Source organism: Rhodovulum strictum, from assembly GCF_009649175.1.
Classification (GTDB): domain Bacteria; phylum Pseudomonadota; class Alphaproteobacteria; order Rhodobacterales; family Rhodobacteraceae; genus Rhodovulum; species Rhodovulum strictum.
Window position 1 is genome coordinate 23733 of the sequence record NZ_WJPO01000034.1, and the last position, 15655, is coordinate 39387.

The 15655-nt window shown below is 66.5% G+C and carries 12 protein-coding genes; 10 read left to right on the plus strand and 2 right to left on the minus strand.

Going from position 1 to position 15655, the window contains the following annotated elements:
- The first annotated feature begins 35 nt into the window (after nucleotides 1–35).
- The 7 genes from GH815_RS16605 to GH815_RS16635 are packed head-to-tail and all read left to right on the plus strand — an operon-like array spanning nucleotide 36 to nucleotide 8594.
- Complete coding sequence (locus GH815_RS16605; protein ID WP_246176495.1) at nucleotides 36–2168, plus strand: NosR/NirI family protein; 2133 nt, start codon at nucleotides 36–38, stop codon at nucleotides 2166–2168.
- Nucleotides 2161–4080, plus strand: a complete 1920-nt coding sequence (gene nosZ / locus GH815_RS16610; RefSeq protein ID WP_153749876.1) for a TAT-dependent nitrous-oxide reductase — start codon at nucleotides 2161–2163, stop codon at nucleotides 4078–4080. The genes GH815_RS16605 and nosZ overlap by 8 nt, the downstream gene beginning before the upstream one ends.
- A 3-nt stretch (nucleotides 4081–4083) precedes the next feature.
- The gene (locus GH815_RS16615) at nucleotides 4084–5427 is read left to right on the plus strand and encodes a nitrous oxide reductase family maturation protein NosD (RefSeq protein ID WP_153749877.1); all 1344 of its coding nucleotides are present in this window, start codon (nucleotides 4084–4086) and stop codon (nucleotides 5425–5427) included.
- A complete protein-coding gene (locus GH815_RS16620; protein WP_153749878.1) occupies nucleotides 5396–6289 on the plus strand; it encodes an ABC transporter ATP-binding protein in 894 nt (297 codons plus the stop codon). Before GH815_RS16615 ends, GH815_RS16620 begins: the two co-directional genes overlap by 32 nt.
- Nucleotides 6286–7107: an ABC transporter permease gene (locus tag GH815_RS16625; protein WP_153749879.1), complete on the plus strand. Its 822-nt coding sequence runs from the start codon at nucleotides 6286–6288 to the stop codon at nucleotides 7105–7107. Before GH815_RS16620 ends, GH815_RS16625 begins: the two co-directional genes overlap by 4 nt.
- Nucleotides 7104–7676, plus strand: coding sequence for a nitrous oxide reductase accessory protein NosL (locus tag GH815_RS16630; protein ID WP_153749880.1), 573 nt, complete (start codon nucleotides 7104–7106; stop codon nucleotides 7674–7676). The genes GH815_RS16625 and GH815_RS16630 overlap by 4 nt, the downstream gene beginning before the upstream one ends.
- A gap of 3 nt (nucleotides 7677–7679) precedes the next feature.
- Nucleotides 7680–8594: an FAD:protein FMN transferase gene (locus tag GH815_RS16635; RefSeq protein WP_153749881.1), complete on the plus strand. Its 915-nt coding sequence runs from the start codon at nucleotides 7680–7682 to the stop codon at nucleotides 8592–8594.
- Between the two features lie 707 nt (nucleotides 8595–9301).
- Here the strand turns inward: GH815_RS16635 and GH815_RS16640 are convergent.
- Both GH815_RS16640 and GH815_RS16645 read right to left on the minus strand, forming a co-directional pair.
- Nucleotides 9302–9706: a hypothetical protein gene (locus GH815_RS16640; protein ID WP_153749882.1), complete on the minus strand. Its 405-nt coding sequence runs from the start codon at nucleotides 9704–9706 to the stop codon at nucleotides 9302–9304.
- Nucleotides 9707–9949: 243 nt separating this feature from the next.
- A complete protein-coding gene (locus tag GH815_RS16645; protein WP_153749883.1) occupies nucleotides 9950–10462 on the minus strand; it encodes a hypothetical protein in 513 nt (170 codons plus the stop codon).
- 362 nt (nucleotides 10463–10824) lie between these two features.
- Here GH815_RS16645 and GH815_RS16650 point away from each other — a divergent pair, with 362 nt between their 5' ends.
- Genes GH815_RS16650 through GH815_RS16660 form a run of 3 tightly spaced genes read left to right on the plus strand, consistent with a single transcriptional unit; the run spans nucleotide 10825 to nucleotide 14967 of the window.
- Nucleotides 10825–12315: a hypothetical protein gene (locus GH815_RS16650; protein ID WP_170290374.1), complete on the plus strand. Its 1491-nt coding sequence runs from the start codon at nucleotides 10825–10827 to the stop codon at nucleotides 12313–12315.
- Nucleotides 12305–13435 (plus strand): phosphatase PAP2 family protein, encoded by a 1131-nt coding sequence (locus GH815_RS16655; protein WP_153749885.1) that lies wholly within the window; start codon nucleotides 12305–12307, stop codon nucleotides 13433–13435. The genes GH815_RS16650 and GH815_RS16655 overlap by 11 nt, the downstream gene beginning before the upstream one ends.
- Entirely contained in the window at nucleotides 13426–14967 is a 1542-nt protein-coding gene (locus GH815_RS16660; RefSeq protein WP_153749886.1) for a S8 family serine peptidase, read from the plus strand. The genes GH815_RS16655 and GH815_RS16660 overlap by 10 nt, the downstream gene beginning before the upstream one ends.
- Nucleotides 14968–15655 lie beyond the last annotated feature (688 nt).

Consider the following 15655-nt stretch of genomic DNA (forward strand, 5'->3'; position numbering starts at 1 on the left):
TGGCCCTGCTGCTCTGCTTGCTTCCTGTGCTGGCCATGGCGCAGGCGCCCCATCTGCCGCGCTATCTGGCAGAAGCGGCCCCGGACAGCATCGTGGCGGGTGCCACGGGATTCGGCGAAATGCGCACCGATCTGCCGGTGGCACCGATCCTCGGACCCGAGGGGCAGATCGGCTGGGTCTTCGTCAACTCCGATTTCGTCGGCACCACCGGCTATTCCGGCAAGCCGATCCATATCATGGTCGCGGTCGACGACGATGCGCGGATCATCGGGCTGAACCTTGTCCAGCACTGGGAGCCGATCGTGCTGATCGGCATTCCCGAAATCCGCATCCGTACCCTGATGCAGGAGCATGTCGGAATGGACCTTGCGGCCGCCGCAGCCGCAGGCGGGTCGGTCGAGAAGCTCAACATCATTTCGGGCGTGACCGTCACCATCATGGTGATCGACGATTCCATCGTCCGCTCGGGTATTCGCGTGGCCCGCGCCCTGGGCCTTGGCGGGTTGGCGCCGCCAGACGAACCGGCCGACCCGCGGTTCGAGATCGACCCCGCCGCCGTGGCCGCCCCGGGCTGGATGACACTGCTGGGCGACGGCACGCTGCGGCGGATGTCGCTGGATGTGGGGCAGGTGAACGACGCCTTCGCCGAGCTTGATGATCCGCGCGCCGCTGCTCGGCCCCTCGCCGACCCGCCCGAGACCTCGTTCATCGACCTTTACACCGCGCTGGTCAGCGTGCCCGCCATTGGCGAGCGGCTGCTTGGCCTGGCCGAGCACGCCAACTTGCGCCGCTGGCTGAACGAGGGAGAGCACGCGATCCTGGTGGCCGGGCGGGGCAGGTATTCCTTCAAGGGCTCGGGCTATGTCCGCGGCGGTCTGTTCGACCGGATCGTGCTGGTGCAGGGGGACATGTCCCTCCGCTTTCGCGACCGCGACCACCGCCGGCTGGGCGAGATCGCCGCCAGCGGGTCGCCGCGCTTTGCAGAGCTTGACCTGTTCCGCATCCCCGCCGATGCGGGCTTCGACCCGACCGAGCCCTGGCGGCTGCAACTGCTGGTGCAACGCGACCTCGCGGCGCTGGAGCGCGCATTCACCACCTTCGACCTCGCCTATCAGCTGCCCCTGCCCTACCTGCGCGAAATCCCCCGCGCCGTGGCACCGAACCCCGACATGGTGCAGGACACCGAGGCCGAACGCGCCGCGCAACTGGCGCTGATCGAACGCATCTGGCAGGACCGCGCCTGGGAGATCGCAGGGCTGCTGGTGATGCTGTCGGTGCTGACCGGCGCCTTCTTCTTCCAGATGGTCCTGACCCGGTCGGAACGGGCCGTCTACTGGTTCCGCATGGGGTTTCTCAGCTTCTCGCTGGTTTTCCTGGGCTGGTACGCGGCGGCGCAACTCAGCGTGGTGAACATCCTGTCGCTGGTGCAATCCATGCGCTCGGGTTTCAGCTGGCAGGCCTTCATGCTGGACCCGCTGACCTTCATCCTGTGGTGGGCGGTGGCCGCGGCGCTGATCTTCTGGGGACGCGGGGCCTATTGCGGCTGGTTGTGCCCGTTCGGCGCGTTGCAGGAACTGACGAACCAGATCGCGCGGGCGCTGCGGGTGCCGCAGATCAAGATGCCCTGGACGCTGCACGAACGCCTCTGGCCGATGAAATACATCATCTTCCTGGTGATGTTCGCAGCCAGCCTTGCCGCCGTGCCCTGGGCGAGCCAGCTCAACGAGGTCGAGCCGTTCAAGACCGCGATCGTGCTGCGGTTCGACCGCGCCTGGCCCTTCGTGACCTTTGCGCTGGCGCTGCTGTTCATCGGGCTCTTCGTCGAACGCTTCTATTGCCGCTACCTGTGCCCGCTGGGCGCGGCGCTGGCAATCCCGGCCCGCATCCGCATGTTCGACTGGCTCAAGCGCTATCCCGAATGTGGCAGGCCCTGCCAGACCTGCGCCAACGAATGCTTCGTTCAGGCGATCCACCCCACCGGCGAGATCAATCCCAACGAATGCCTGAACTGCATGCACTGCCAGGTTCTTTACCAGTCCAAATCGAAATGCCCCGTCGTGATCCGCCAGATCAAGCGGCGTGCCGCGGTCGGCGGCAAGCCCACCGGGGCGCTGGACAGTTTCCACACCGATACCCTCGCAGACAGGAAGGAGAAAACCCATGTCTGAGCGAACGAAACCCGACGGGATCAGCCGGCGCGGCCTGCTGGGCGCGACCGCCGGCGGCGCCGCCCTGGGCGTCACGGGCGCGCTTGGCGCCAGCCTCGCCCCCTCGCGCGCTGCGGCCCAGACCTCGGCCGCGGCACAGGCCCATGTGGGACCGGGCGAACTGGACGAATATTACGGCTTCTGGTCCTCGGGCCAGACCGGCGAACTGCGCATCCTCGGCGTGCCGTCCATGCGCGAACTGATGCGCATCCCGGTGTTCAACACCTGCTCGGCGACCGGCTGGGGCATCACCAACGAGTCGCTCGCCATCATGAACGGGAACCTTACCGAGAAGACCCGGAAATACATGGAGGCGAACGGCTTGAAGGTGCTGCCCAACGGCGACCTGCACCATGTCCACATGTCCTTCACCGAAGGCAAGTATGACGGCCGGTTCCTGTTCATGAACGACAAGGCCAACAGCCGCGTCGCCCGCGTCCGCTGCGACGTGATGAAATGCGACAGGATCGTTCAGATCCCCAATGCCAAGGCGATCCACGGGCTGCGCCCGCAGAAATGGCCGCGCACCAATTATGTCTTCGCCAATGGCGAGGACGAGGCGCCGATGGTCAATGACGGCCAGATCCTGGACGAGCCCGACAAGTACGTGAACTTCTACACCGCCCTGAACGCCGACACGATGGAGGTGGCCTGGCAGGTGATGGTGTCGGGCAATCTCGACAACACCGATGCCGATTACGAGGGCAAATGGGCCTTCTCGACCTCGTACAACTCGGAAATGGGCATGACCCTGCCCGACATGACGGCCGCCGACATGGACCATGTCGTGGTCTTCAACATCGCCGAGATCGAACGCGGCATCGCCGCGGGCGACTTTGTCGAACTCAACGGCGTCAAGGTGATCGACGGGCGCAAGGGGGTGAACAAGAAATACACCCGCTACATCCCGATCCCCAACAACCCGCATGGTTGCAACATGGCACCGGACAGGATTCACCTGTGCATTGGCGGCAAGCTCTCGCCCACGGTCAGCGTGATCGACGTGCGCAGGCTGGATGCGTATTTCGAGGATGACAGTCTCGATCCGCGCTATCCGGTCGTGGCCGAGCCGGAACTGGGCCTCGGGCCGCTGCACACTGCCTTCGACGGCAAGGGCAACGCCTACACGACGCTCTTCCTCGACAGCCAGATCGTGTTCTGGAACATCGAGCGGGCGATCCGCGCCTACAACGGCGAGAACGTCGATCCGATCCTGTCGAAGACCGACGTGCATTACCAGCCCGGCCACAACTCGACCACCATGGGCGAGACGCTGGACGCGGACGGCAAGTACTTCGTCTCGATGAACAAGTTCTCGAAGGACCGGTTCCTGAATGTCGGTCCGCTGAAGCCCGAGAACGAGCAGCTTTTCGTCATCGACGGCGACCGGCTGCACCTGGTGCATGACGGACCCACCTTCGCCGAGCCTCATGACTCGATCCTCGTGCACCGCTCGGTGATGAACCCCGTCCATGTCTGGGACCGCAACGACCCGTCATGGGCCGCCGCGCGCGCTCAGGCCGAGGCCGACGGGGTGGATCTGGACTGGGGCGAAGACGTGATCCGCGACGGCAACAAGGTGCGCGTCTACATGCACTCGATGGCGCCGAGTTTCAGCCTGGAGAGCTTCACCGTGCAGGAGGGCGACGAGGTCACGGTCTATGTCACCAACCAGGACGACATCGAGGATCTGACCCACGGCTTCTGCCTGGGCGATCATGGCATCGCGATGGAGATCAGCCCGCAACAGACCGCCTCTGTCACCTTCGTCGCGGCCAAGCCCGGGGTCTTCTGGTACTATTGCCAGTGGTTCTGCCACGCGCTGCACATGGAGATGCGCGGGCGGATGTTCGTCGAACCGCGGGACGCCTGAGCCATGCGCCGGCGCGTCCGCACCCTCGCGCTGGCGCTGGCCGCCGCTTTCCCTGTCGGGGAAGCGGCGGCCGAGCGGCTGGTGCCCGCCAACCCCGGGGCGCTTGCCGCCGCCCTCGCCGGTGTGTCCGCCGGCGAGGTGCTGATCCTCGCACCGGGCCTGCATGAAGGCCCGGTGCGACTCGATCGCCCCGTCACGCTGGACGGGCGCGGGCAGGCCGTGCTGGATGCCGGTGGGCATGGCAGCGTGATCACCGTGACCGGCCCGGACGTGACGGTGCGCGGGCTGACCATCCGCGGCTCGGGGTCGTCGCACCAGGAAATCGACGCGGGCGTGAAGCTCGACCGCAGCGCCACCGGCGCCCTGATCGAGGACAACCGCATACTCGGCAACCTTGTCGGCGTGCATGTCTTCGGCGCCCGCGACAGCGAGGTGCGCGGCAACACCATCGAGGGTCGTCGCCACCACCGCATGAACGAGCGCGGCAATGGCGTCTATGTCTGGAACGCGCCCGGAACGGTGGTCGAGGGCAACGACATCCGCTGGGGCCGCGACGGCATCTTCGCCAACGTCTCGCGCGAGAATGCCTTTCGCGGCAACCTGTTCCGCGACCTGCGCTTTGCCGTGCATTACATGTACACCCACAACAGCGAGGTGACGGGCAACGTCTCGCTCGGCAATCACTTGGGCTTTGCGGTGATGTTCTCGAACCGCGTCACGGTGACCGACAACCTGTCGCTGATGGACCGCAGCCATGGCGTGATGCTGAACTTCGCCAACAATGCCGATGTGCGCGGCAATCTCGTGCGCGGCGGCACTACCGAGAAATGCACCTTCATCTACAACGCGCATCGCAACCTGATCGTCGGCAACCGCTTCGAGGGATGTGAGATCGGCATCCATTTCACCGCCGGGTCGGAACGCAATGCGCTGACCGGCAACGCCTTCATCGGCAACCGGACGCAGGTGAAATATGTCGGCACCCGCGACATCGAATGGAGCGTGGGCGAGCGCGGCAATTACTGGTCCGACCACCCCGCCTTTGACCTGAACGGCGATGGCATCGCCGATGCGCGTTTCCGCCCCAACGACCTGATGGACCATATCCTGTGGTCGCAGCCCGCCGCGGCGCTGCTGCTCGGCTCGCCTGCGGTGCAACTGGTGCGCTGGAGCCAGGCCGCCTTTCCCGCCATCCTGCCCGGCGGCGTGGTGGACAGCCATCCGCTGATGCACCCGCCCGAGATCGCCGTTCCCCCCCACATCGCCGCGCTGGAGGCCGAGGCACGGCCCGCATGGCTGCATGGAAGACTATCCGATGACGACCTTGACGATCTCACATCTCACTAAGCGCTTCGAGGGCGTCACGGCGCTGGACGATGTCGGCTTTGACGTCGCCCCGGGTGAGCGCGTGGCCCTTCTGGGCCATAACGGGGCGGGAAAGTCCACGCTGATGAAGATCGTGCTGGGGCTGATCCCGGCCAGTTCGGGCAGCGTTGCGCTGATGGGTGCAGCCCCGGGCAGCCGGGCGGCACGCAGCCTTGCCGCCTATCTGCCCGAGAACGTGGCGTTTCACCCTGCGCTCACGGGGCTGGAGCAGCTCGGTTTCTATCTGCGCATGCGCGGCGAGCCTGCGCGGGGCGCGATGCCGCTTCTGGAAAAGGTGGGCCTCGGCCATGCCGCCCGCCGCCGCATCGGCACCTATTCCAAGGGCATGCGCCAGCGCGTCGGGCTTGCGCAGGCGCTGATCGGACGCCCCCGGCTCATGGTGCTGGACGAGCCGACCAGCGGACTGGACCCGGTCTCGCGCCGCGACTTCTATGCCATCCTCGACGAACTGGCGGGCGAGGGCGCGGCGATCCTGCTGTCCTCGCACGCCCTGACCGAGGTCGAGGCCCGCACCGACCGCATCGTGATCCTGTCGCAGGGGCGGCTGAGGGCGAACGACACGCTGGCGAACCTGCGCCGCAAGGCCGCGCTGCCGATACGTTTGCAGGTCACCGCGCGGCCCGACACCGCCGACAGCGTGGCCGGCCAGCTTTCCGGCGCACGGCGCAACGGGGTGACGGTGGACCTGATGTGCCGCCATGACGAGAAACTTGCCCGGCTGGGCCAGATCGCCGGGCTTCAGCCGCTCATCGAGGATGTCGAGGTGCTGCCGCCCAGCCTGGAAGACCTTTACAGCCATTACAGCCGGAGCGAAGGCCAATGACCCGCATCCTTGCCGCCGCCGCCGCAGAGACACGCATCGCGCTGCGCAACCGCTGGGTCGCCATCGCCGTTGCCATGATGGCGCTGTTCTCCATGGTGCTGTCGGCCACCGGCAGCGCCCCCACCGGCATTCTCGGCGCCGACCGTCTGTCGGTGACGGTGGCGAGCCTGACCAGCCTTGCCGTCTATCTCGTGCCCCTCGTTGCGCTCCTGATGGCCTTCGACGCGGTCGCGGGCGAGGTCGAACGCGGCACGCTGCCGCTGGTGCTGACCTATCCCGTCTCGCGCGCCGAACTGATCCTGGGCAAGTTCCTCGCCCATCTCGGCGTGCTCGCGCTGGCCGTGGCGGTTGGCTACGGCATCGCCGCCGCAGCTGTGATCTGGACAGATCCACGGGCACAGGCGGGGCTGCCCGCGCTCTGGCGGCTGGGCTGGACCTCGGTGTTGCTGGGCGCGACCTTCCTTGGGATCGGCTATGCGCTGTCGGCGCTGGCGCGGCGGCCCGGAGCGGCGGCGGGCCTGGCGATCGGGCTCTGGCTGGTGCTGATCGTGCTTTACAATCTGGGTCTGCTGGCCGCGGTGGTGACCGATGGCGGCGGCCGGTTCACCACGCAGGTCTTCCCGTGGCTGCTGCTGGCCAATCCGGCCGATGCCTTCCGCCTCTACAACCTCGCCGCCTCGGACGCGACCGCCGCCGCCGCCGGCCTGGGCGGTGCTGCCAGCACTATCCCCGCGCCGCTGGCGCTGGCCTCGGTCGCGCTCTGGCCGCTGTTCTCGCTTGTCCTTGCCACACTGGCCTTCCGGAGGATCACGCCATGAGACCGTTTCTCGCCGCCCTTGTCCTCGTCTCGCTTGCCGCCTGCCGCGAGGAACTGGCCGATCTGCCCGCCCCCGTCACCATGACCGCAGAAGCGGTTGGCCATTACTGCCAGATGGACCTGCTTGAACATCCCGGGCCCAAGGGACAGGTGCATCTGACCGGCCTGCCCCACCCGCTGTTCTTCAGCCAGGTGCGCGATGCCATCGCCTATCAGCGCATGCCCGAACAAAGCCACATGATCGCGGTCATCTACGTTTCGGACATGGGCGCGTCGGGCGCCAGTTGGGACGACCCGGGTGCGGCGAACTGGATCGCCGCCGAGACGGCCCATTTCGTCGTCGGCTCGGCCATCGCCGGGGGTATGGGCGCGCCCGAACTGGTGCCCTTTTCCGATCCCGCCCGCGCCGCCGCCTTCGCCGCCGGGAATGGCGGGCAGGTGCTGCGGCTGGCCGACATCCCCGACGCCGCCGTGCTGACCCCGGTCGAGATCGAGGGCGATATCGGCGCCGGGGACGATGCCGATTTCCTCGACCGGCTGCGCGCGCTTCAGGCCGAACAGGAGAGCTGAACCATGCCCACCCGCCGCCGCCTGCTGACCATCGCCGCGGCTGCCGCCGCCTGTGCCGGGCTTCCCGCCCGTGCCGCACCGCTGACACGCTGGCACGGTGTTGCGCTCGGCGCCCCGGCCTCGATCCACCTCGCCCATCCGCAGGCCGACCGGCTGATCGCAAGGGCTCTGGCCGAGATCGCCCGGCTTGAAGCGATCTTCAGCCTGCACAGGCCGGATTCGGCGCTTGTCCGGCTCAACCACACAGGGCGGCTGGAGGCGCCGCCCTTCGAGCTTCTCGAATGCCTGTCGCTTTGCGCCGCCGTCCATGCCGCCAGCGGCGGTACCTTCGACCCCACGGTGCAACCGCTCTGGCGGCTGCATGCCGAAACCCGTGCCACGGGCCGCGCCCCCAGCGCCGCCGAGATCGCCGCCACCCTGCCCCGCATCGGCTGGGCCGGCGTGCAGGCCGGGCCACAGGCCATCACGCTTGCCCGGCCCGGCATGGCGCTGACACTCAACGGCGTGGCCCAGGGGCTGATTGCCGACAAGGTGGCCGACCTGCTGGCGGTCGAGGGGTTGACCGACATCCTGGTGAACACCGGCGAGTTCCGCGCGCTGGGTGGCCAGCCCCAGGGCGGCCCATGGCCGGTGCATCTGGACGATGCCGCAGCAACGCCCGTGCCCCTGCGCGACCGCGCGCTGGCGAGTTCCGGCCCCCTTGGCACCACCTTCGACGCCGCGGGCCGCGCGGGCCACATCCTCGATCCGCGCACCGGCGGCCCCGCCCCGCCGCGCTGGCGGCTGGTCAGCGTCACCGCCCCCCGCGCGGGGCTCGCCGACGCATTGTCCACCGCGGCCTGCCTGCTGGACGAGACCGGCATCGCCGCGATGATGGCCGGTTTCCCCCAGGCGCGGCTTGTCGGTCTCGCGGTCTGAGCACCGCGGCCGCGGCCGAGGAATCCAGGGCCAGTAAGGTGTGTCCATCAGGGGATCCGGACGGGCCAGCCGACCTGTCATGGACCGCTGCACCAGCCCGACCGTGACCGCCAGGATGTCGTATCGCGCGGCCACATCGGCGCCCGAACGCCGGAACATGGATTTCAGCGGATCCGTGCAGTTCCGCATACTGCTCCAGATCGGCAATGGTGGCCAACAGCCATTGCCGGATCAGGATCGACAGATACGCCCCGACGCTGGAGGGCGGGTTCTTGACGCGAGCACGAGCTTTGCGCAGTTCGCCCTGCAACCCTTCGCGGACAAGCAGGTTACGGAAGGCGGCCGGATCGCCCGGCCAGACAGCCACGGGCAGCGACCACGTTGCCGTGGCCGACGCCTGCTCGCACGCCGTCTGTTTCGGCGAGGACGGGCAGACCGTCACCGGCCGCGCGATGGACAGGTTCGTTTCCGACATGGACACGAACCCGTGGACCTACCCCTGCGGGCTGGAGCACAGCGGCAACACTGCAACCCCCCTGACCTGGACCAGCCGGTATGGTAGCGTCGTCACCACGATCTAAGAAGGCGCTGCTGCCGACGGGATAAACGAGGCGGAGTTTGATAATCCTCGTGCCGGTGCTTCGATTCCGCCCCCGGGCACCACTCAACAATCTGAAATGGTTGAGTTTTGTGGTCATTCCTGGTCCTCATTGGGATCGGGCTTGACGCTTTTCGGTGAAAGGTCTGACAATCTTCGCCCGCCTTGCGTTGTCTTTTTCCAGCGTTGCCAGCTTCTCGCGGTTCTTGCCGGCAAGGTTTGCGGACCGCGAATTGAGCCACGCCATTGAGGGCTTCTTCTGCGCCAACAGGTCTGCGACGTGGCATTCATCAAGGCCCGCTCGCGCAGCGTGGTCGCCACGGTGTGGCGCAGACCCTTGAGAAGGAGAGCCGATCGACATCTTGAGCCGACTCGCTGTGATATTTGAGGCCCGGCGGCGGCGGGTCAGGATCTTGCCGGCAGCCCTCATAAGGCGGCGCAGGGCGGTGATGCAGCTTGCGGCCAGCGCTGCATTGAAACCCTCGAGTTCCCGCTCGGTGATGCGCAGGCTCACCGTTCTGGTGCGGGTCGGGCGCGGGCACTGGGTTGCGTGGGCGTGGTGCGGAAGAAGCGTTGCAGGAAGTGGAGAGCGAAGAGCACGGCGCAACGGACGCGGGACGCGATTCAGCCCGAAGGCAGCAAACAGCAGGTAGCGTTCTCTGTGGAAAGCCCAGCTGGTACTGGTGCTACTGGATGGCTAGGAGATTTGCCGGCGGAGCGTTGAAGCTCCGCCGGCAACAACTCCTGCATCGAGGCGTCAGTCGGTATCCGCTTCGACCTTCATCTGCACCAGTTCGGCCAGCGTGTAGTCAGCCGGATCGACACCCAGACCGGCCGCGATCTGTGCCTCGCCGGGCGAGACGTAGGACGCCCGGCGCGAGGGATTGTTCGGATCGCGGTTCTTCCAGAACGCCGCGACCGGCCCGGTCTGCCCGGTGCTCTTGGCCATGCCCAGAAGAAGCGTGTCGGCGTAGCTCATCTCGTTGGCATCGATCTCCATCCGTTCGGCCAACGCGACCCGGCCGACGCTGGGCGCAGTGTTGGTGCTGAAGCCCCCGTGCCGGAGGCGGTCGCGGATATGGCGGAATTCGGTCATGTTCCCGTCTTCCAATGCGGTCCGCATCCGCACCAGCTGCGCGACGCTGTATTCGCCCGGTGTCACCCCGATCTGCAGGGCAAGCTGCGCCGCCCCGCCATTGACCGATTGCGCCTGCGCCGCCCCCAGAACCAGGCCGGCCGTGATCGTCGTTGTGATGAAAAGGCGTTTCATTTCGGTCTTCTCCCTCTTTTGCTTTTGTTCGCTTGTCAGCACGGCATGTCGGCCGTGGTGATTTGATTTGAGCACGCGTGGGGGGAGCGAAACGGCGAACATACCGGGGAAACCGGGCGAAATCGCCGGGAATAAAGCGGGAAAAACAGCACGAATACGGTGAAACGCTGTTCGGATGCGACAAAATGTGCCACCTTACGCAGGGAAAGGGTGGGGCGCGGTTCTGCATGGGACAGCAATTCAAGCTTTTTCTTATGGGCGCGGCTCAGGTTCTCGCCCCGGATGGCAAAGACGTAACGCCGCGGTCGGCCAAGGCACGGGCGCTGCTTGCCATCCTCGCAACCTCGCGCGGACGCCCCTGGATGCGAAGCGCGCTTCAGGATCTGCTGTGGAGCGACCGCGACCAGGCCCACGGGCGCGACAGCCTCAAGAAGGCGCTGCGCGAACTGCGCGACTGCCTGAACCGCGAGGGCGAGGTGCTGCTTTTGTCGGGGGGGGCGGTGTCGCTCGACATGGGCACGGTCTGGACCGACCTCTTCGATGCCGGCGGTGGGCGCGAACAGGTCGGGCCGCAGCAGTTCCTGGCCGGGCTCCACATTCACGACCCGCAATTCGAGGACTGGCTGCGGTTGACGCGTCAGCAACTGGAAGACCGCGAACCATGCCCCGATCCGATGGCCCGCCCGCCATGGGACCGGCCCGCCCGGTTCACGATCCGTTTCGCCATGCCGCCCGAAGGAACCGTGACCCCCGAGGAACGCAGCGCGGCCGAATGCTTTGGCATTGCCATTCAGGGCGCGCTCCTTGAACAGGATTTCTTCGCCGTCGCCGGTCCAGGAAGCCTGGCCCATATGGAGGTTCAGCTGCGCTGCATCGGCAAGGGCAGCGACGAGTTGCGTCTCGACCTCGTCGCGCTTGCGCTGGGGTCCGGCGAAGTGCTCTGGCGCGGCGGGCTGGTCGGCAGCAGGGACGAGATCGCGGGGATGCGCGGCTTCGGGGCGGCGAGCTCGATCGCCCATCAGATCGCCGATCGTGCCTTTGTACTGGCAGGTCGGCCGGGCCTGCCCGATATCCGGGCAGCCGATCTGATGCGGCAGGGCATCGACCAGATGTTCCGGGTCGGCAGCGCAAACCTCGCCGCTGCGGAATCCGCCTTCGAGCGCGCGGTCGCGCTGGATCCGCGACCGTCCTACCTGGCCTGGCAGGCCCATCTCTACGCCTTCAAACACGAAAAGCGGCTCTCCGCTGGGGGACCTGACCCGAACTGGGAACGGGCCGAGGAACTGGCTCGCAAGGCCCTGGAAGCCGACCGTTACAACCCGCTGGTCTGCGGGCTCGTGGCCCATCTCTACGGCTTCGCCCGACGCGACTTCCGGCGAGCCCATGCGGTGTTCGAGCCGATCGAGGGCCAGCGCCCCGATAGCCTGATACTGCAGGATGCGCTGGCGCTGTTCCGGTTCTATACCGGCGACCTCGGCGCGGCCGAACGCCACGCGGCGGCCGCCGCGCGACTTGGGGCGCAAAGCCCGTATCGATATCTCTTCACGACCACCTCGGCGATGATCGCGCTGGTCAAGGGTGATTTCGCTGGCGCCGAAAGACTGGCCGAGCGGGCGCTGGCCCAGCACCCCATCGGCTGCCCGGCGCAGTTCGAGCCGACCCTGCGCACCCTGATCGCGGCCCGCGCCCACGGTGGCGAACGCAAACGTGCCGCCGAGGCGCTGGCCCGGCTGCGCGCGCAGGCACCCAATTTCTCGATCCGCCGTTTCGAGTGCCCGCAATCCTCGCCCATCCCGAACCCCGAGGCCTTCCGCCTGATCAAGTCCGGACTGGAGATTGCCAATGCAGAATAGCTTGCCCTACACGCTGAAACAGACAAGGGACATCCGGATCACCTTTTACGGACAGGTGTTCCAGGAGGCTGTGAGTTACGTATCCCTGGATACGCTTCAGCAACAGGCCAACATCCTGCGCGACCTGAGCCAAAGCACTCCCGTCAGCATGACCGCCGAGGACCTGTCGTTCAGGGGAACCTACGATTTCCTTGTCGGCCTGATGCCTACGAGCTGGCTTCAGGCGGCTTTCAGGGCTGAACTGAAGGATTTTTCCTTTCCCGATGAGGGTGACGAGGAGGCTATCCGCACAGCCTATCACCAGCTTGCGGAGGCTCTCGACGCCGTCATCAAGCTGGCCAAGGAACCGGGTATCGCCCTTGCCGCCCGCAGCAGCGGCGCGTTCGCCCGCGCCCGCGCAAGGGCAAGAGCGCGTGCCCGGGCAAGGGCACGGGCGCGCGATACCGGGGGGGAGCTTGCCAATTTCACCGGCGCGACCTGGGAAGAGAACCGCGAGCTGCATCTCATCCTGTTCCCGAATGCCCGGAAGATCGCGCTGCCCTGGGACAACCTGCCGATCCCCGCGCCTCCGGACGCCGAAGTGACGCTGGCCGAGATCAGGCCACTCGCGGCCAAGCTCGCGGCCGTCCACACCGATCGGGAGCGCCGAGAAGAGATCGAGGCGCAGGCCAACACCTCGGATTTGAGCGACATCCTGCGGCCGCTGGGCATCGGCGATCTGGAGGGCTACGAGGAAACCGAGGGGCTGATCCGCACCGTTCTTGGGCTGGCCGAACGTGTGGGCTATGTCTACAAGGCCAAGTTCCAGCGCCTGCGCCCCGCGCAGTTCTACACCGCGCTACGGACCGTGCTCGATGATCCGCCGCACAGTTCCTACCCGTCGAACCATTCCTTCCAGATGTTCTGCGTGGCCGAGGTGATGGCCCGGATGCTGCCCGAGAACCCCGCCACGACCGAGTTGTTCTACGTCGCCCAACGCGTGGCCGAGGGCCGCGAGTTCGCCGGGCTGCATTACGCATCGGACAGCCATGCCGGCCGTGAACTCGCGCGGCTTTTTTCACCATATCTGTTCCTGGCCTGCCGACGGCAGATGCGGCGCGCGCTGAAGGAATGGATCTGAGGGAGACGCAGGACATGCCCGCAGCACCAGCCCCCACCCCCTTGCCCTACGACAGGGAAGACCACTTCCTCTGGCACCTGCGCGCGCTGGGAATCGCGCGGGGCGCCACGCTTGCGACCCCGCTCTGGGACGAGGCCAGAGAAAAGCCGCCCGTCAGGGTGGCGATCATCGATACCGGCGTGGACATCTACCATCCGAACCTGTCCGGCGCGGTACCCGACGATGCCGCCGCGGATTTCTCGTCGACCCTGTTCGGTACGATCTACGTGCCACCACCGCGAATCCGCGACCACGAATCAGTCATGGACGGCACCGCCCCCGGACACGCCAAGCTGCAGCACGAGGCCGAGAACGCCTACCTCGGAAAGCGCCACCTCTTTGCCGGTCTGAGCCAAGGCCTGAAGGCGCGCGGCGTCGATTTCGGCAGCGATCCGAGCCCGACGCTCATCGGGATCATCAAGACACTCGAAGACATTGAGAACCAGGCGAACGTGATCGCGATTTCCGACCCTTCCACCTATTTCGGCGCGCACGGCACGGCCTGCGCCGGGCTGGTGGGCGGGCGCCCGCCCGTCGATGATGCGGGCAAACCGCGGCCGATCGAGGATGACGAACTGCCCTATTTCGGCATCAACCCGTATTGCGAGATCATTCCGATCTGCACCCCCTACAGCCACGAGATTCTGCCGGTGATCCATGCCCTGCTTTACGCAGTGATACAGCGGGCCGACATCATCCTGATGCCGCGCGGGGTCGTCCATCCCGGCGACCGTGCCGCCTTGAAAGGCTCGTCCGACAGGGTTCACGGCTCGCGGATCACCGCGAACAATCCGTCAGGCGTGCCTGGCGACCAGGCAAACCTGCAGGTGTTGAACCAGCACCGCGTTGCATTCGAAGAGCTTGTGAAAGCGATCTCGAATGCGGTCTACGTCGTCACCGCCGCGGGCAATGACGGTCTTGCGCAGCGGCTTGCCTACCCGGCCAGCCTTGCCGGGGCCAAGCGGGCCTCCAGCCTCGAAAATCTGGCGGATCCCGGCGATATGGGGCCCGGCTTCCTCGTCGCCACCGCCCGAAACCGCGATGGGCTGCCCTCGTCCTATGCGAACGGGACGGCCCTGTCGGATCTGGCGATCCCGGTGCTCAGTGACGATGCTTTCAGATTTGACGAAGGCCAGTTCCGGATCGACGGGACAAGCCAGTTCGCCCAGGATTTCAAGCTCGACGTGCATGCATCGGCGGCCGCCCAGCAGCAATCCCCCTGGGGACTTCTCAGCCTCGATGTCAGCGGGCCCTTCGGCTATGAGGAAGGGGACTGGGTCGATGGGCCGGAGAAGCGAAGCGTACCCACGGACCGCCGCGCGGGCTATACAATTTTCGGAGGAACCTCGGCTTCGTGTTCCGTGCTGGCGGGATGCATCGCGCTCTACCTCCAGACTTTGCCGGTCGAGCAACGCAAACTGTTGAACCAGGGCGAACTCCTGGAGGCGATTGTTCGTGCGGGGATAAGGCTGGCTTCAGACAATTGCACCTGATGGTCCCCACCCTGCCCGGGTTGATCGCCCGGGCTCGAGGGGCAGGATGCATCGATCGGCTTGAAGGCCGCAGGGCCCACGTGATTCAATCCCACGAAGTGACGGGGGTGATTGCCATCGGTTCGAAGGAATGCCCGAACGCCGACGACGTCGGTGCGGCGCTTGATCTCGCCGTTCAGGGACTCGATCGGGTTGCCCCATCTCCACGACCTGGCGGTGCAGGCCATATCCGCAAGGCCCCGCCTCGTAGCAGAAATGCAGCCGACCGCCGCCTGCGGCCAGCTTCTCCACCAGTTTGCGGACATGATCGGGCCGGTGGGCACCGTTCTCCAATGGCGGACCTCTCCGCCGCACTCCCCCCGCGCAACCGCGACCGAAATCGTCGCCTTGTGGACATCCAGCCCGATGAACGTGCTATCCTGCATCCGGTCTCTCCCCCATTCCTGAGGCTCGGCGCCAGCCCGCCTGGCGCAACCCTCGAACGCAGAATGCCGCTGGAAAGGCCACAGACCCAGTCAGCTCACACCGCGATCATGGGGTCAAATGATTGTGGTCAAGCCGGGCGCAGCGTGGTGCAGATGCGCAGGGCAAGCCGCGGAGCTTAGACGATGGCGCAACCTCCTGCCGCCAGACGGGGCGCTGCCGGCCCGGCCATGCTGCGCCGGTTACATCCCGCCCGATTTCGCCT